At 72.4% G+C, this 16,895-nt stretch carries 18 protein-coding genes and 1 tRNA gene; 15 read left to right on the top strand and 4 right to left on the bottom strand.

Going from position 1 to position 16,895, the window contains the following annotated elements:
- The first annotated feature begins 2 nt into the window (after positions 1 to 2).
- The 3 genes from AC3B5L_RS13270 to AC3B5L_RS13260 are packed head-to-tail and all read left to right on the top strand — an operon-like array spanning position 3 to position 2,473.
- Entirely contained in the window at positions 3 to 1,163 is a 1,161-nt protein-coding gene (locus AC3B5L_RS13270; RefSeq protein ID WP_259951363.1) for a cystathionine gamma-synthase, read from the top strand.
- A gap of 47 nt (positions 1,164 to 1,210) precedes the next feature.
- A complete protein-coding gene (locus AC3B5L_RS13265; protein WP_232089083.1) occupies positions 1,211 to 1,852 on the top strand; it encodes a phosphatase PAP2 family protein in 642 nt (213 codons plus the stop codon).
- Positions 1,853 to 1,870: 18 nt separating this feature from the next.
- Positions 1,871 to 2,473, top strand: coding sequence for a GNAT family N-acetyltransferase (locus AC3B5L_RS13260; protein ID WP_259951364.1), 603 nt, complete (start codon positions 1,871 to 1,873; stop codon positions 2,471 to 2,473).
- 52 nt (positions 2,474 to 2,525) lie between these two features.
- Here the strand turns inward: AC3B5L_RS13260 and AC3B5L_RS13255 are convergent.
- Positions 2,526 to 2,613 (bottom strand) — tRNA-Ser (locus tag AC3B5L_RS13255).
- Positions 2,614 to 2,778: 165 nt separating this feature from the next.
- On the opposite strand from AC3B5L_RS13255, the gene mpaB reads away from it, so the two are divergent.
- From mpaB to trhO, 12 genes are all read left to right on the top strand, one after another.
- Positions 2,779 to 3,846, top strand: coding sequence for a daptide biosynthesis RiPP recognition protein (mpaB, locus tag AC3B5L_RS13250; RefSeq protein ID WP_490095860.1), 1,068 nt, complete (start codon positions 2,779 to 2,781; stop codon positions 3,844 to 3,846).
- Positions 3,843 to 5,102, top strand: coding sequence for a daptide-type RiPP biosynthesis aminotransferase (mpaD, locus tag AC3B5L_RS13245; RefSeq protein WP_490095859.1), 1,260 nt, complete (start codon positions 3,843 to 3,845; stop codon positions 5,100 to 5,102). The genes mpaB and mpaD overlap by 4 nt, the downstream gene beginning before the upstream one ends.
- A complete protein-coding gene (mpaC, locus tag AC3B5L_RS13240; protein ID WP_259951367.1) occupies positions 5,099 to 6,271 on the top strand; it encodes a daptide-type RiPP biosynthesis dehydogenase in 1,173 nt (390 codons plus the stop codon). Before mpaD ends, mpaC begins: the two co-directional genes overlap by 4 nt.
- Before the next feature lie 5 nt (positions 6,272 to 6,276).
- Positions 6,277 to 6,411, top strand: a complete 135-nt coding sequence (mpaA1, locus tag AC3B5L_RS13235; protein ID WP_259951368.1) for an MpaA1 family daptide-type RiPP — start codon at positions 6,277 to 6,279, stop codon at positions 6,409 to 6,411.
- A 44-nt stretch (positions 6,412 to 6,455) separates the two neighbouring features.
- Positions 6,456 to 6,581, top strand: a complete 126-nt coding sequence (gene mpaA2, locus AC3B5L_RS13230) for an MpaA2 family daptide-type RiPP (protein WP_257721411.1) — start codon at positions 6,456 to 6,458, stop codon at positions 6,579 to 6,581.
- A gap of 10 nt (positions 6,582 to 6,591) precedes the next feature.
- On the top strand, positions 6,592 to 6,711 hold the full coding sequence (mpaA3, locus tag AC3B5L_RS13225) for an MpaA3 family daptide-type RiPP (RefSeq protein WP_292788270.1): 120 nt from the start codon (positions 6,592 to 6,594) through the stop codon (positions 6,709 to 6,711).
- Between the two features lie 68 nt (positions 6,712 to 6,779).
- The gene (gene mpaM / locus AC3B5L_RS13220) at positions 6,780 to 7,592 is read left to right on the top strand and encodes a daptide-type RiPP biosynthesis methyltransferase (protein WP_259951369.1); all 813 of its coding nucleotides are present in this window, start codon (positions 6,780 to 6,782) and stop codon (positions 7,590 to 7,592) included.
- Positions 7,589 to 9,274, top strand: a complete 1,686-nt coding sequence (gene mpaP / locus AC3B5L_RS13215; protein WP_490095858.1) for a daptide biosynthesis intramembrane metalloprotease — start codon at positions 7,589 to 7,591, stop codon at positions 9,272 to 9,274. The genes mpaM and mpaP overlap by 4 nt, the downstream gene beginning before the upstream one ends.
- Positions 9,271 to 9,993: an ATP-binding cassette domain-containing protein gene (locus tag AC3B5L_RS13210; RefSeq protein ID WP_259951371.1), complete on the top strand. Its 723-nt coding sequence runs from the start codon at positions 9,271 to 9,273 to the stop codon at positions 9,991 to 9,993. The genes mpaP and AC3B5L_RS13210 overlap by 4 nt, the downstream gene beginning before the upstream one ends.
- Entirely contained in the window at positions 9,990 to 10,718 is a 729-nt protein-coding gene (locus tag AC3B5L_RS13205) for an ABC transporter permease (RefSeq protein WP_259951372.1), read from the top strand. Before AC3B5L_RS13210 ends, AC3B5L_RS13205 begins: the two co-directional genes overlap by 4 nt.
- A complete protein-coding gene (locus AC3B5L_RS13200; RefSeq protein ID WP_259951373.1) occupies positions 10,715 to 11,446 on the top strand; it encodes a hypothetical protein in 732 nt (243 codons plus the stop codon). Before AC3B5L_RS13205 ends, AC3B5L_RS13200 begins: the two co-directional genes overlap by 4 nt.
- 29 nt (positions 11,447 to 11,475) lie before the next feature.
- Positions 11,476 to 12,384 carry an oxygen-dependent tRNA uridine(34) hydroxylase TrhO gene (gene trhO, locus AC3B5L_RS13195; RefSeq protein WP_259951374.1) on the top strand — a complete coding sequence of 303 codons (909 nt, stop codon included), beginning with the start codon at positions 11,476 to 11,478 and terminating at the stop codon, positions 12,382 to 12,384.
- 18 nt (positions 12,385 to 12,402) lie between these two features.
- Here the strand turns inward: trhO and AC3B5L_RS13190 are convergent, their stop codons facing one another.
- Genes AC3B5L_RS13190 through AC3B5L_RS13180 form a run of 3 tightly spaced genes read right to left on the bottom strand, consistent with a single transcriptional unit; the run spans position 12,403 to position 16,847 of the window.
- Entirely contained in the window at positions 12,403 to 14,670 is a 2,268-nt protein-coding gene (locus tag AC3B5L_RS13190) for a transglutaminase TgpA family protein (protein WP_259951375.1), read from the bottom strand.
- Positions 14,657 to 15,847, bottom strand: coding sequence for a DUF58 domain-containing protein (locus AC3B5L_RS13185; protein WP_259951376.1), 1,191 nt, complete (start codon positions 15,845 to 15,847; stop codon positions 14,657 to 14,659). The genes AC3B5L_RS13190 and AC3B5L_RS13185 overlap by 14 nt, the downstream gene beginning before the upstream one ends.
- Before the next feature lie 10 nt (positions 15,848 to 15,857).
- Entirely contained in the window at positions 15,858 to 16,847 is a 990-nt protein-coding gene (locus AC3B5L_RS13180; RefSeq protein WP_187662170.1) for an AAA family ATPase, read from the bottom strand.
- Positions 16,848 to 16,895: the final 48 nt, after the last annotated feature.

Here is a 16,895-nt window from a genome sequence, read left to right as displayed (position 1 = left end):
GCATGTCCGACCACGCCCACGCCTTCGCCACACGAGCCATCCACGCCGGACAGGCGCCCGACCCGATCACCGGGGCGATCATCCCGCCGATCTATCAGGCGTCGACGCACGTGCAGGACGGCATCGGAGGGTTCCGCGAGGGCTACGAGTACAACCGCGCGGGCAACCCGACGCGCTCCTCCTTGGAAACGCAGCTCGCCGCTCTCGAGGGCGGGGTCGGGGCCCTGTCGTTCGCCTCGGGGCTCGCGGCGGAGGACGGTCTGCTCCGCGGCATCCTCAAGCCCGGCGACCACGTGCTTCTCGGCAACGACGTCTACGGCGGCACCTACCGCCTGCTCACGAAGGTGCTCGCGCCGTGGGGGATCGACACGACCACGGTCGAGCTCTCCGACGTCGAGGTGATCCGGGCGGCCATCCGTCCCGAGACCCGCATCGTGTGGCTGGAGACGCCGAGCAACCCTCTGCTGAAGGTCATCGACATCGCACTCATCGCCGAGGTGGCGCACGCGGCCGGGGTGCTCGTCGTGGTCGACAACACGTTCGCCTCGCCGGCTCTGCAGCAGCCGCTCGCGCTCGGCGCGGACCTCGTCGTGCACTCGACGACGAAGTACCTCGGCGGGCACTCCGACGTGCTCGGCGGCGCCGTCGTCTTCGGCGACGACCGCTTCGTCGAGGCCGTGAAGTTCCAGCAGTTCGCGGTGGGCGCGGTCTCGGCGCCGCTGGATGCCTGGCTGACGACCCGGGGCATCAAGACCCTCGCCGTGCGGATGCGGCAGCACTCCGAGAACGCCCAGGCGATCGCCGAGTGGGCGCAGGCGCGGCCGGAGTTCGCGCAGGTCTTCTACCCGGGCCTCGCCTCGCACCCCGGTCACGAGATCGCCGCGCGGCAGATGAGTGGCTTCGGCGGGATGCTGTCGCTGGGCCTCGCCGCGGGGGCGGACGCTGCCCGGGCCTTCGCCGAGAGCACGACCGTGTTCCAGCTCGCCGAGTCCCTCGGCGGCGTGGAGTCGCTCATCGGCTACCCGCCGGAGATGACGCACGCGTCGGTCCGCGGAACCGAGCTCGCCGTCCCGGAGAACGTCGTGCGTCTCTCCGTCGGCATCGAGGACGTGGCCGACCTCATCGCGGATCTCGAGGAGGGGCTCGCCCGCATCGCCCGCTGACCGGCACGCCGACCCGCGATCGCGGGGGCGTCCGTCACAATGGGACGATGAATCGACGGATGCTGCTGTGGTGGGGCGTCGCCTGCCTCCTCCTGGCCACTGCCCTCGGCGCTCTCGTCGTCTTCGTGTATCCGCAGACGCCGGGCCTCGACCAGTGGTGGAACGACACGATCGCCGCGGTCCGCGCGGACTGGATGCTGAGCTTCGCCCTCGCGCTGAACTGGATCGGCGGCGGCTGGGTCGCCATCCTCGCCGTGCCGCTGGGGACGATCCTCGTCCTGCTGCTCCTGCGGCGATGGCGGGGTGCGCTGTTCGCCGCGCTCTGCTTCCTCGTCAGCGCGGGCGCCGTGCAGCTCCTGAAGAACATCTTCGGCCGTGCCCGACCGCACGACATGCTCGTCGTGAGCGATTACGGCTCGTTCCCGTCCGGCCACACCGCGAACGCGGCGACCATCGCCCTCGTGCTGTGGGTGCTCTTCCCGCGGGTGTGGGTGGCGATCGTGGGGGCCGCATGGATCGTGCTCATGGCTCTGTCGCGCACCTTCCTGTCGGTGCACTGGGCGACGGACACGCTCGGGGGTGCGTTCGTCGGGGCCGGGGTCGTCCTCGTGCTGGCGGCCTGGCTGGTGCCGTGGGTGCGACGCGACGTCGAGGCGACCGCACGCGCCGATAGGCTGAGCGGAACCTGACCTGCCCGAGGAGCCTCCGTGTCGCGTATCCGTCCCTACCGTCCGACCGATCGCGCGGCGATGTTCGAGATCTGCCTGCGGACGGCCGACGCCGGGGGAGACGCCACCGGGGTGCTGTCCGATGACGAGCTCTGGGGGAACCTCTTCGCGGTGCCGTACGCCGAGCGGCACCCGGACCTCGCCTGGGTCGTGGAGGCGGAGGACGGGCGCACCATCGGCTACATCGTCGCCACCGACGACACCGACGCGTTCTACGCCTGGTTCCGTGATGAGTGGTGGCCCACCCTTCACGCGCGCTATCCGCGGTCGGCCGACCCGCAGACACGCGAGCAGAAGCTGATCGAGTACGGGTACACGAGGGAGCCGGGCGTCGAGCCGACCGCGGCGGAGTATCCGGCGCATCTGCACATCGACCTGCTGCCGGAGACCCAGGGGCAGGGGCTGGGGCGCGGTCTCATCGAGACGCTCTTCGCCGAGTTGCGCCGACGCGGTGTCCCGGCCCTGCATCTGGGGATGGACCCCGCGAACAGCGGCGCGGCCGCCTTCTACGAGCGGCTCGGCATGACCCGGCTGCCGTCCGGACCGGGTGGTCTGACGTACGGGGTGCGCTTCGACGGCTGACGGCACCCGAAACGAGAGAAGACCTCCGCGATGCGGAGGTCTTCTTCGTCTATGGCGGTGACGGCGGGATTCGAACCCGCGGTTGCTTGCACAACACACGCTTTCCAAGCGTGCTCCTTCGGCCGCTCGGACACGTCACCAGGGAACAACCTGTCCATCCTATCCGATGTCCCGCCGACCTCGTGACATACCGGCGATCACCGGGCGCGGCGGTGAAAGCTGTTATATTGCACGTCATCAGAGGTCTGGATATCTTCATATGAAGACGCAAAGGCGTCAGACGGATCCGGTTCTCTGGGGGGATCATGGGGACGAGTGCGACGACGGCACGACGCGACGAGGGACCGACGGGCGAAGACCCGCTCCTCGGCCCGCACGCCCTGCGGGCGTGGGTCACGGGAGCGCGGGAGGCCCGCACCCGCGTGTTCCTGCGGGAGACCGAGGCGGGGGCGGACGCTGTCGCTGCGGCGGCAGGGCCCGAGGATGTGATCTTCCAGCCCCTCGAATCGACGTCGCGGCCGGGGACGGCGAGGATCGTCGGTTACAGCGGAACGCTCGCCGACCTCGGCGACGAGTTCTTCCTGGCGGAGCGCGGCGTCGAGCTCCAGGACTACATCGCGGCCTCGTTCGTCCAGATCATCGGACCGACGGCCGTGCGCTTCTTCGACGAGGCGAGCTGGCGCGCCTTCCTCGACGACGCCGATCTCGCCCGCAGCACCGGGGTCTTCGCCGCCGCGATGCTCGACCCCCGGGTGCTGCTCGCGGGTCGCCACGTTCTCGCGCGGCCGCACGAGGTGGAGACTCCGAGCGCCCTGCGCATCGACGCGGACGGTGGCGTGCACCTCGGGCTGCAAGGGCAGGAGATCGGTCACGTGCGCGACCTCCCCGCCGTCCTCGGGCAGGCCCTGCCCGAGGCATCGGCGCTGGGCGGCGTGCCCGGCTCGGCCGACCTCATCACCGAACTCGACGCCCGGCTGTGGATCGGCCGGTACCTCGATGCGGCCGATCTCCGGAAGATGCTCCGCCTGCCGAACGGCACCGGCCGGATCGCGGGCTTCGGGTGGACGCTCCTCGACGACGGCCTGGCGGATGCGGAGCCCGAGGCCACCGATCCGTTCCTGCTCGACACCGCCGAGGGGTTCCTGCTCGCCGATGTCGGGACGCGGCGCCGGCACCTGCTGTCCCCGCTGACCGCCACCGTGGTCGACGCGATCCAGACCTCGCGGACGCGCGGGCTGGCGGCGGCTCGCGTGGCACGGGCGTGCGGAGTGCCCGACGCGCATGCGCGGCGACTCTGCCTCGAGGCGCTGGAGGTGCTCGGCCTCCATCTCGGCCGTCCGGTCGAGAGCGGCCAGAGCGGCGGCACCCGATGAGCGTGCCGCACGCGCTGTGGACATCCATGCTCCCCGCCGACACCGCCTTCCCTCCGGATCGCGTGGCGGTGGGCGCCTCCGGGCATCGGATCTCCTACGCCGACGGCTCCCACCGTCTGTGCGCGACGAGCGGGCTGTGGAACGTCCCCCTCGGCTTCGGCAACCCCCGGGTCGCCGAAGCGGTGAACAGGGCCGCGCACGACGCCTCGTATCTGTCGCTGTTCCGCGCACCGCACCGGTACGCCGAGGATGCCGCCGACGCCCTCATCGCCCTCGCGGGTTCCGAGCGCTACCGCCGCGTGATCTTCTCCACATCGGGCGGGGCGGCCAACGATGCCGCGATGAAGCTCGCGCGGCAGTACTGGGCGCAGCAGGGCGCGGGCTCTCGATCCCTCGTCGTCGGTCTCCGCGGCAGCTATCACGGCACGATGTACGGCAGTCACGTGCTGAGCGGCGACGACCTGCTGCAGTCCGTCTACGGCGTCGACCGGCGGACGGTGCGGCACGTGTCGCACTCCGACGACGGGGAGGAGCTCGCGGCGCTGCTGGAGCGCGAGGGGTCCCGCGTCGCCTCGGTCGTGGTGGAGCCGGTCCTGGGCAGCGGCGCCCACGCCCTGTCCGACGCCTTCGTCCGCCGTCTCCTGGAGCTGCGGGAGCGGCACGGGTTCCTGCTGGTCGCGGACGAGGTCGCGACCGGCTTCGGCCGCACCGGCTCCCTGTTCGCCACCGACCGCTGGACGTCCGCTCCGGATGTCCTCATCCTGTCGAAGGCGCTGACGAACGGCGCGATGGGGGCCGCCGTGCTCCTCGTCGGACACCGCATCGCGATGGCCTACGCGCGCGGCGGGTGGACCTTCGTCCACGGGGAGACGCAGGCGGGCACGCCGGCCTGCGCCGCGGCGGTTCTCGCCGTGATCGACGAGCTCCGCCGTATCGACGTCGAGGCGACCGCCCAGGCACTGGCGACCGCGCTGCACCGCCTCGCCCGGAGCTGGCAGGACGAGGGCATCGTCACCGATGTCACCGGCTCCGGCTGCTTCGTCGGCCTGGGGCTCCGCCGGCCCGACGACTCCCCGCTCTCCGGCACCGAGGTCCTGGAGGTGGTGTCCGCCATCTCCGACAGCGGCGTCGTGGTCCACCCCGGTCCGAGCTCCTTCCAGCTCATCCCCGCCTACGGCTTCTCGCCGGCGGAACTGGCCGAGACCGATCGTGCCGTGCGGGCCGGTCTGGCGCGCGTGCGGGAGGCGGCGGCATGAGCGCGCCCTTCGCCGGCCGCGTCCCCACACTGTGGCACGGGCCCCGCGCCCGAGAGACGACGGGGCGTCTGACGGCGGGGCGGCACACGCTCGTGATCGCCGACGCGGCCGTCGCGCACACCTTTCCGACCGCACAGCAGGTGCGGAGGATGACGGTGGACGCCTCCGCGGTGGACGAGGTCGGGGTCCTCCTGATCGCCGACGAGATCATCCGGCGCCCGCCCGAGGTCATCGTGGCCGTCGGAGGCGGAAGCGTCCTCGATGCGAGCAAGATCGCGGCCCTGGCGCTCAGCCCCGGACGCCTCTTCGACTTCGCCCTCCGGCACGCGGCGACGGCAGCGCTCACGGTCCTGCCCGACGCGCCTCCGCCCGTCGACATCATCGCGATGCCGTCGACACTCGGCACGTCCTCGGAGACGAACAGCGTCGCCATCCTCCGGAACAGGTACGGGTCCCGGCTCCTCATCGGTCGACCGCTGCGCCCGCGTCACGCCGTCCTCGATCCCGAACGGCTCGCCACGCTCAGCCCCGCTGCCGTGCGGGAAGGGGCGCTGGAGGCCTTCCTCCGGGTGGCCGGAGCATCGACGAGCCCGCGGACGGAGCGAGCGGAGCGCGACGCGAGGCTGCTCGGCCGCGCTCTCCTCGAGGTCGCAGCCGGCGAAGCGATATCGGCGGCGGGGCGCCTGCGTCTCGCGCGCCTGAGCGCCGCCACCCAGCGCACGGCAGCGCTCCGCGGACCCGATCCGTACAGCGCCCGACACTGGTACCTCGCGAACGAGGTCGCCTTCCATCTCGGCGTCCGCAAGATGACGGCCACCGTGGCGGTCATCGCCGCGGTCTGGCGTCGGATCGGCGCGGGCGATCTCCGCTGGGGCGATCGCGTCAGCCTCGACGCGTTCTGGACGGGCGTCGTGGGCGCGACCGGGCTACCCCGCGAGCCGGCCGCCGGCATCGCCGCGCTCGTCGATCAGGCAGACCTCCCGTCACCGCCGCGCCCGAGCGCACGGGAGATCGATCGGGTCGCCGCTGCGGTCGAGACCGCCTGGGGAGACCACCGACCCATGCTGCGCGGAATCCGTGCCACGGACATCCGCGCCGTGCTCCACGACTCCCGGTGGAGCACGCCCCCGGTCGGCGATCGCCGGCCCCGAACGGCCGAGAGGAGGTGATGTGAATGAACGACAGCACGGAGATGAGCATCCGGTTCCAGGAGCTCGACCCGATGGAGGCGCCCAGCTGGGACAGCTTCTACCAGGGCGTGATCGGCGCGCTGGTCCTCATCGGGATCGGCGCGGCAGCCGCCACCTGATGCCGCCTGGCCGCATCCGGATCAGACAGAGGAAGGAGGGACGCATGACCGCAGCACTGCCGGCGCTCGAGTTCACCGAACTCGAGGCCATGGATGCGCCGGGCGATGCCGACGACTACATCCGCGGCTTCGCCGTGGGCGTGATCATCGGAATTCTCGCTCTGACCTAGGAGGTGCACGTTGCAGACCACGTCGCTGGAGTTCCTGGAACTCGAACAGATCGACACCCCGCTCGAGTGGTGGGAGCACGCGAGCTACATCATCGCGATCATCGGCGGAGCCGCCGCCATCGCGACCTGACAGAGGGTGCGGGCGGGATCGTCCGCCCGCACCCCCCGACCATCCCTGCGAGGAGAGGCGATGCACGGATGACATCCCTGATCACCGAGACCGTGGCGGCACGGCTCGACCTGGTCGGCGCGACAGCCCGCGGGCAGGATCTGTACGCCGGGGTCGGCACAGACTTCTACGACCGGCTCGTCGGCCCGGACCGGGCGGAGGTCCGGGAGGTCCTGGTGCTCGCGCGCGCGGTCCCCGGTCCCGTCCTCGACCTCGCCGCCGGGAGCGGACGGCTGACGGTGCCGCTCGTGCGCTCCGGGCATCACGTCACGGCGGTCGATCTCTCGGCGGACATGCTCGCGCGCCTCCGCGGAGCCGTTCCGCACGGCGGGACGGTCGAGTGCGTCGTCGCGGACATGCGCGACCTCGCGCTCGACGGGCGGTACGGTCTGGTCATCCTCGGGGCGACCTCCATCACGGTGCTCGACCGGGAGGGCCGGGCGCGTCTCTACGCGGGTGTCCGACGTCATCTCGACTCCACCGGTGTCTTCGCCCTCACCGTCGCGGGCAGAGCGTCGGCGGACCGCCTCGCGGTGACGGCCGACCGCGAGATCGTGGTTCCCGGAAGCGCCGGAGACGAGCCCTACCTGTTCGCGCAGCAGATCGAGGACGACGGCGCCGTACGGGTGGTCAACTGGGTCCGTCTCGCCGATATCGCCCCGGGCGCGGAGGTGCCGGTGCTCACGAGCCGGCTGCACGTGCTGAGCCCCGAGATCCTGGCCGACGAACTCGTCGCGGCCGGCTTCATGGCGCCCCGGATCTCTCCGGTGCGGACGCCGGTCCCCGGGGAGATCCTGCTCCTCACGACGTCTCCCTCCGGGGATCGAGGGGGTGCGCGATGACCGCCGCGGATTCCCGGTCCCTGTGGCGACAGCGCGGACGAGGGCGGGACCCCCTCACCGCGGAGACGTGTCCCGCTCTGGCGACCGGCGTGGATTTCGAGCCCACCGGCGAGGGCTCCGTGTGGCTCGCCACGGTGCAGGGTGTCCCGTCCGCGCGGCTGTCCCGGGCGGTGGTCGACCTGCTGACGGCGATGGACGGCCGGACCCCGGTCTCCGCGCTGCGGGTACGCTTCGCGCCGGAGGCGACCGACGAGAGCGTGCTGCGACTGGTGGAGCGCTTCCGCGACAACGGTCTCCTGGACGGGGGCGCGTCCCGCCCGCCCGGCAGCGTCGCCTACCGGCCGCCGTTCACCCTGCAGTTCGCGACGCTCCGTGCGCCCGCCCTCTTCGCGCGCCTGGACCGGCTGGTCGTCCCCGTCCCGCGCCGAGCAGCCCTCGCGGCCGTCGCCGCGGTGCTCGTCGCCGGGGCCGTCGCCGCGATCCTGCAGGCCGGCGATCTCAGGAACGTGCTCACGCGCCCCCTACCGCTCACCGGCTTCGTCGTCGTCGTCGCGGCGCTGGGACTCGCGACGCTGTTCCACGAGGCCGCGCACGGGCTCACCCTCACCCGGCTGGGCGGTCGGCCCCGACGCGCCGGGTTCATGCTCTTCTACCTCACGCCCGCGTTCTTCGTCGATGTGACGGACGGATGGCGGCTCGCCGACCGTCGGCATCGTGTGGCGATCGCGCTCGCCGGTCCGGCCGTTCACGCCACCGCGGCGGCGGTGGCGATGCTCGCGGCTCTCGGCCTGCCGGTGTCGACGGCCCGCGAGACGCTGCTGCTCCTCGCGATCTCCTGTACTGTCGTCGTCCTCGTGAACCTGATCCCGTTCGTGCGGTTCGACGGGTACATCGCGTTGATGAGTGCGCTGGACGAACCGAATCTCCGGGGGAGGACGGTCCGCGACGGCGCGGGCTTCCTCGCCCGCGTCCTGTTCGGCGGCCCGCGGCAGCCTCGGGCGCTGGAGCGGTGGTGGAGCGTGCCGTTCGGCCTGTGCTGTCTGATGGCGCCGGTCGTGATGGTGCTGTTCGCGGTCGTGCGGACCGCACAGCTGCTCGCCGGAGGCGGGCCGGGGGCGAGCCTCGTCGTGCTCGCCCTGGAGAGCGTCGTGGTCGTGGTGGGCGTCGCCCTCCTGGTGCGCGCGCTGATCCGTGTGCGGCGATCCGGTGTCTCCCGGACTCGTCTCGTCGCGGTGACCGCCGCGCTCGCCGTCGGCACGGTGGCCGCCGGCATCCTCATCCCGGTCCCGACGGCCGCGACACTCGGGTTCCGGGTGGACGACGACCGCGTGGTCCTGGTCCGCGGAGGATCGGGCGCCGGTGCAGACCTCCCGGACGGTGCACGCGTCATCCTGTCGACGCGGGGGATCCTCGCGAACGAGGACCGGGGTGAGGGGAGGACCGCGGTCCAGCCTGCGGCGGAGGCCGAGGTCCCGATCGAGGCGCTGTACCCGGTCAGGGTGCCCGGGGTGACTGTCGCGGCGACGGCCGTTGCGGAGGTCGAGGTGACCGGGGACAGGAGCGCCCTGCCGGCAGCCGGACAGGCGCGGGTCGAGCTGGGCACGACCCCGCTGTGGCATGCGCTCTGGGCGGCGGCCGTGTCGCCGCTGGCGACCCCCACGAGCGAGGAGGAGAGAGGATGACCATGAATCAGCACGCCATCGAGGTGCGCGGCCTGACCAAGAGGTTCGGACACCGCACCGCCGTCGAGGACCTGTCGTTCGCCGTGCCCCGCGGAGCGATCGTCGGGCTGCTCGGACCGAACGGCGCAGGGAAGTCGACGACGCTGCGCGCGATCGTCGGCCTCGTGCGCCCGACCGGAGGAGAGACCCTCATCGACGGGGCCCCGTTCGGTGCGCTCGACAACCCCGCCGTGCACGTCGGCGTCCACATGGACGGGTTCGGCTTCGAGCCGGGCATCTCGGGGCGACGGCATCTGGAGATCTGCCGCCTCGCCGCCGGGGCGCCCCGCGACCGCGTCGACGAGGTCCTCGGCGAGGTCGGGCTGGCCGCCGATGCGCGTCGCCGCGTGAAGACGTACTCGACGGGCATGGCCCAGCGGCTCGGGCTGGCCGCCGCATTGATCGGCGCGCCGCGGACGCTCATCCTCGACGAACCGGCCAACGGGCTGGATCCCGACGGCATCCGCTGGCTGCGCCGGTTCCTCCGCGGTTTCGCCGAACGCGGCGGCACGGTCCTCGTCTCCAGTCATCAGCTCCCCGAACTCGAGCAGGTCGTGGACGAGGTCGTCGTGATCAAGCGTCGGGCGCTCTTCGCCGGACGGCTGGACGATCTGGTCACCGGCGGGGCCGACTCGCTCGAGAGCCGGTACTTCGACCTCGTCGAGGGAGCCCCGGCGTGAGCGGCGTGATCCGCAGCGAGCTGCTGCGCGCGGTGAGCGGGCTGTCGATCCTCGCCGTGTACCTCGTCGCCGTCCTCATGCCGACGTTCGTGCTCTTCTCCGACGGCTCGCGTTTCGCTCTGGACGGCCTCGACGCCGGCGCGGCGACGGCGCGACTGCTGGAGCCGCTCGCGTGGTCGGTCGTCTCGGCGGCGTTCGTCGGTGCCTACCCCGTGACGCGGGAGTACTACTACGGCTCCATGGACCGCACGCTCACGGCGGTCGGCTTCCGTCGCGCCTTCCGAGGGAAACTGGTCGCCGGTGTCCTCATCGCCCTGGCGCTGGCCGGCGTCGTCTTCCTGCTGTGGACGCTCGCGATCTCCCTCCTGCTCGCGCGCCACGGGCTCGCGCTCGTCTTCACCGCCGAGGCATGGCGGATCATCGCCGGGGCCGTGGCCGGGGTCGTCCTCGGTGCTCTCATCGGCGGGGCGATCGGCTGGATCACCCGGAACTACTACGCGACGGCGATCATCGTCCTCGTCTTCCCGATGGCGCTGGAGTTCGCGCTGCTGCGGACGGCACCGGAGGTCGCGCGGTTCTCACCCGGGATGGCCATCGCCGCGCTGAGCGTGCCGGAGTACCAGGGACGGCTGCTCGCCTTCGCGCCTGCCCTCGGCATCGGGGTGGCGTGGGCGATCGGTCTCGTCGCGCTCGCCGCCGTCCGAGGACGCCGGAGCGTCGCGTGATCGGTCGGGCGCTGCGGGCGCAGGCGCGCAGCGCGGCCGGGGATGTCGTCCTCCTCGGGATGGCACTGGCGGCCTTCGTGCTGTCCCTGTCCCTGGCGACCAGCATCCCGGCGGAGCTCGGCGATGCGCCACGGGAGGCGCGGGAAGGACTGGTGGCCCCGTTCGACGCCGTGCTCGCGACCTACGCCGGCATCCTCGCCGCCGTCTACGGTTCCTTCCGCTACACGATCGACCGACGGGACGGTGTCGTCGCGCAGCGACTGATGCTGGAGTCCCGGTGGGCGATGCTCGTCGTCCGTATGCCTGCCTCGGCGCTGGGCGGCGCGGTCGTCGCGGTCGCGGCCGTCCTCGGCGGCCGCGCGGCGCTGTTCGTCACGATGGGCGGGATCCCCGTGCATCCGTCCGCCGTCATGGCCGCCCTCGCCCTCGGCGCGGCCGCCGCCCTCTGGGGCCTGGGGGTCGGCATCGTCGTGCAGGCGCATCTCGCGGCGCTGTTCGTCACCGCGTTCTCGATGGGGGTCGGGCTGCTCGTGGCGATGTTCTGGAGCGCCGGCGCCGTCTACCTGCCTCTTCCTGCTCTGCTCGACGCCTTCCGGTTCGACGGGTCCGCCATCGGCATCCCGGCGGGCGGAGGACTCGGGCTGCTGGCGGCGCCGATCGCGGCGGGCTGGATCCTCCTCGCCGTGGGGGCGGGATCGGCCGTGTTCCTGCGGCGGGACGTGACCTAGGCCCGCGGGAGGCGACGTAGGATTCCTGGGTGGCCACCCCCAAGATCCTCCTCTTCTACGCGTTCACCCCGCTCGCCGACCCGGAGGCCATCCGCGTCTGGCAGCGCGATCTCGGCGAGGCGTTGGGGCTGCGCGGTCGGCTGCTGATCTCGTCGCAGGGCATCAACGGCACTCTCGGCGGCGACCTCCCGGTGCTGAAGAAATGGGTGCGGTCATTCCGCTCCTATGCGCCCTTCCGCGACGCCGACATCAAGTGGAGCGAGGGCACCGGGCTCGACGCGTCGGGTCGCAGCCTCGACTTCCCGAAGTTGAGTGTGAAGGTGCGCGACGAGATCGTGTCGTTCGGCGCCCCGGATGAGCTGCGGGTCGACGCGGACGGCGTCGTCGGCGGGGGCGCGCGGCTCACCCCCGAACAGCTGCACGCCCTGGTCGCCGAGCGCGGGGACGAGGTCGTGTTCTTCGACGGACGGAACGCGCTGGAGGCCGAGATCGGACGCTTCCGTGGCGCCGTCGTGCCGGATACGGAGACCACCAGGGACTTCGTGCGCCTGCTCGACTCCGGCACCTACGACGACCTGAAGGGCAAGCTCGTCGTCACGTACTGCACCGGCGGCATCCGCTGCGAGGTGCTGTCGAGTCTCATGGTCGCCCGCGGCTTCGGCGAGGTGTATCAGCTGGAGGGCGGCATCGTCCGCTACGGGGAGACCTTCGGCGACGACGGCCTCTGGGACGGATCGCTCTACGTCTTCGACGGGCGTGGATCCGTCGACTTCTCGGACCACGCGCGGGTCATCGGTGTGTGCGTGGGATGCGGCGCGGCGACCAAGCGCACCGCCAACTGCCCTGACCCGTCGTGCCGCGTGCAGTCCGTCGTCTGCGCGGACTGCGAGGCCGTCGCGTGCCCGGCGCATGCGGCCACCGTGCCGACGCGGGCCTGAGCGGCGCGACGACGACGGTCACACCAGGAGCCGGGCGTCTGATCCGCGCGGGGCGTAGAGCGACCGCGGCAGCAGCAGTGCGCGTGCCCGCGTCGACCCGTCGACATGCGCGCGGAGACTGGCGAGCACGGACTGCAAGGGCGCGCCGAGGTCGTCCTCCGCCGCGGACGCGCGGGCGTAGTTGGCGCGCTCCACCGCCGCGATGAGCCGCCCCAGCGCAGCCTCGTCGGCTCCCGCATCCCTGACGAGCCCGGCGGCCCGCATCCGCGGACTGTCCGCATCCGAGACCGCGATCCGGAGATCGATCAGGGTGTCGCGCAGTTCCGCCCAGGCCGCGGCGGCGTCTCCGCGTGCGGCACGGCGCAGCCGGAGGCGCCGCTCGACGAGCCGGACGAGCGCGGGAAGGAGGAGGAGCGCCACGACGCCGAGCACGGTGAGGACCACCGGCATCGGGTCCAGCCGGCGCAGCTCTCCGGAGTCCGTCGAGCCGGCATCGGCATCCCGCCGATCGACCTCGGGGCCGGAGGTCTCCTCCGTCTGCGGTGCGGTCGTCGGCGCAGGAGTGGCGGGGCCTCCGCCGGTCCCGCCTGCGGTCGTGCCCGCCCGGAAGGCCGTGGGGACGCCGAGCGAGGCGGTCGGCTCGAACGGCACCCAGCCGATCCCGGGGAACAGCACCTCGGGCCAGGAATGCAGCTGATCGCTCGACACCGAGAAGATCGACTCGTCTCCGCGCTTCTCGTCCGTGAGGGCCCCGGGGAGGTAGCCCACCACGATGCGCACCTGCATGCCCAGGCTCTCGGCCATGAGGGCGAAGGAGCCGGCGAAGTGCACGCAGTATCCGGACCGCTCTTCGAGGAATCGTGCCACCGCGTCCGCGCCGGTCCCGTCGAACCCCTCGTCGACCGGCGTCTCCAGCGAGTACTCGAACTGCGACCGGAACCAGTTCTGCAGGGCGACGAGGCGGTCGTAGTCGGTCTCCTCGTCCGCGGTGACCTCCGTCGCCAGCCGGGAGATGATCCCCGGAAGCTCGACGTCCTCGTCCTCCGCGTCCGCGAGGGGCGGGGCGGCCTCCGCGGCGCGGATCTGCTCCAGGGTCGGCGTCACGCGGAGCGAGGTGACCGTGTAGTCGTTGCCGACCGCATCGGCGCGGCGGGAGAAGAGGGTGCGGTTCTCGGGCGACACGCGCCACGCGGCGCTCAGACCCTGCACTTCCGTCGCCGGATACGGCAGCGGGAGCCAGGAGCTCGACATGCGCAGCACCCGGATCGAGGTCGTCTGCTCCGCGGTGGTGATGTCGTCCCCCCACTCCGGATCCCCGAAGCCGTCGACCTGAGACTGCAGGTCCCCGCGATCCGGCTGCCAGACGCGGCCGTCGAACCGGGAGAGCGTCGTGAGGCGGAGATACGGGGCGGTGTCGGTCTTCGCGGCCACCGTCAGCACCTCGACCGGACTCGGCTGCCGCAGATCGTCGCCCAGCCGTAGCGAGGCATCGACGGTCACGCCGACCCCGGTGCCGGTGATGGTCGAGCCGACCGGGAGCAGCGGCGTCACGACGAGGGTGGTCGCGACCGCGGCGGCACCGACGGCGACCGCGACGCCGGCCGACGCGCGGCGCGGTGACTCCGGATGCCGACGTGCAGTGAAGCGGAACACGAGGAGCGCCACGACCGCCGCGAGGGCGAACCAGGCCACATTCGGGGCACCCAGGGTGATGATCATGGGCACCGCACCGGTGACGCCCAGCAGAACGGTCGTGAGCACGGCGGAGCGACTCGCGATCAGGAGATCAAGCAGGATCGCGACGACCGCGAAGCCTGCTCCGAGGGCGGCCGCAAGCCCCGGGGAGGCCTCCAGCGGGGCCGAACCGAAGACGATCTCCTCCGCCGCGGCGGAGGCGAGGGCCTGGAACAGGCCGAAGGTGCGGGGCGTCGGCACGACCCCCGCGATCGCGGTGTCTCCGGCGAGGAGCAGCGTGAGGACGCCGACCGCCACGATGACCTGCGCCACAAGGGCGAGCAGCCCGGCGATACCCTCCGAACGCCCGCGTAGGAGATGACGCACGAGCGCGCCGACCCCCACGACCGCGATGATGACGACGGTCGCGACGAACGACCAGGTCCCCGGAGCGATGACGGCGGTGAACGGCCACAGCGCCGTGAGGGCCGCGAGGCCGGCGAGGGCCGCCGGAGCGAGGACACCGGACGGCGGCTCCTCCCGGTCACGGTGCCAGCGTGCGCGGGTGTCGGCGGGCACGGGGGCGGGTCGCGTGCGCTCAGCGCGGAACATCGGCGGCTCCCGTCCGCGCCGACAGCGCGTCGTCCCAGGCATCCGCGACGTCGACGCCGAGCCGGGTCACGGTCCAGCCGTGCTGGCGGGCGGCGTCCTCCGTTCCCGGGAGCGGATCGGTACTGAACAGCAGCGGCGCTGCGGCCCCCGCCGGACGCAGGAGCGCGGCGTCCTCCTCGTCCAGCCGACCGGTCACGTAGACGAGCGGCCCCGGCGGTGTCCCGCCCAGGAGCGCGGCGAGGTCGCGCCTCTCGCCGCGCGGCGTCACCATCGCCAGGGAGACCAGCAGGCCGTCCCTGTCGTCCTCGTGTCCGCGGAGCACGCCGAGGAGCGTGCCGGCGCTGTCCAGCACGTCGACGCTGTACCCCTCCGCAGCGAGGTGCACGGCGGCGGACGCGCACAGGGAGACCGCGGCCTCGAACGCCGGGTCGACGGCATCGGTCCCCGTGGTCCAGCCGCCGGCGGCGCGGTCGAGCACGACGACCGCGTCGGGGCTCGACTCCTCCTCCTCCTGCCGGACCATGAGTTCGCCGCGGTGCGCCGTCGCCCTCCAGTGGATGCGTCGCATCGAGTCACCCGGTGCGTAGCCGCGGGGGGAGAGGTTGTCGCTGCCCTGGCCCAGGCGGGTGGACGAGGTGTGCGCGGTCCCGCCCGCGGCGCCGATCCGCACGGCGAGCGGGGTGAGCGCGAAGACCTCCGGCACGACCGTGATGGTGCGCGTGTCGCCGAAGGCCTGCTCGCGCTGGGCGAGACCGAACGGGTCGACGGTGCGCAGCAGGAGGGGGCCCAGCGGCCAGACACCCCGGCGGACACCGGTGATGAGGTAGTTCAGCTGGGGTGTGTCCCCGGGATACTCGCCCCCCGAGTCGCCGGCGACCGCGGTGGGGAGGACGTCGTGCCAGAGCCCGTGCGGGACCCGGAGGGCGCGCAGCGTGAAGCGGACCGTCACCCGCGAGGTCTCCGAGACCGTGAGCAGGTCGGTCGAGATCTGTCGGCTGACCGTTCCGGAGCGTCGCGGGAGACGCACGGCGAGGGCGGCGAACAGCGTGAGCGCAGCCAGCAGGATCCCGAGGTACAGGAGGATCCTGGCGCCGAGGACGTTGGCCGCGATCACGCACCCGAGCGCGGCGACGAGCGCACCGGTGCCGCGCGGCGTGAGCAGTCGACGTCGGCGCATGATCGCGTCCTCAGGAGCGGGTCGCGACGGGGACGCGGACGCGCTCGGCGATCTGGGTGAGTGCGGCCTCGACCGGCTGCGCGCCGGCACGGTGGGCCCCGCGGGCGGGGAGCAGCCGGTGCGCGAACACGGGGATCAGCAGGTCGGTGATGTCGTCCGGGATGACGTAGTCGCGGCCGTCCAGCGCGGCCCAGACCTTCGCCGCGCGGACGAGCTGCAGCGTGGCCCGCGGGCTGGCGCCGAGGTGCAGGCTGGGGTCGTTCCGCGTCGCCTGGGCGAGGGAGACGGCGTACTCCTCGAGGGCGGGCGCCACGTGCACGGCGCGCGCCCACGCGATGAGCTGGGAGATCGCGGCGGCGTCCGCGACGGGGGTGACGGTCGCCAGCGGATTCACGACGTCACGCTGCCGGAGCATGAGGGCCTCGGCCGCGGGGTCGGGGTAGCCCATCGAGATGCGCATCATGAAGCGGTCGCGTTGCGCCTCGGGGAGCGCGTACGTGCCCTCCATCTCCAGCGGGTTCTGCGTGGCGACCACGAGGAACGGATCGGGCAGCCGGTGGGTGGAGCCGTCGACCGTGACCTGCCCCTCCTCCATGGCCTCCAGCAGCGCCGACTGGGTCTTGGGGGACGAGCGGTTGATCTCGTCGGCGATGACGATGTGCGCGAAGATGGCGCCGCGTTTGAACTCGAACTCGCGGTCGACGGGGTTGTAGACGGACACGCCCGTCACGTCGCCGGGAAGGAGATCCGGGGTGAACTGGATGCGCCGGACGGTGGCATCGACGGTGGCGGCGAGGGCGCGCGCCAGCATGGTCTTCCCGACCCCGGGCACGTCCTCGATGAGCAGATGGCCTTCGGCGAGCAGGCAGACGAGGGCGCTGCGCACGGCCTCGGGCTTCCCGTCGATCACCTGGCTGATCGAGCCGAGGATGGCCGCCGTCTGCGCGGCGAATCCGTCGGCGTCGATCGCGACCGGGCTCAGGGGGGCGTTCTCTGGCATGCGTTCCCTCTCGTCCGGCGCAACGATGCGCGTGCATCGATCGTACGC

Source organism: Microbacterium sp. C-MGS6, from assembly GCF_058140415.1.
The sequence above is the reverse complement of the archived record's forward strand: the minus strand, read 5'-3'. Positions and strand labels throughout refer to the sequence as shown.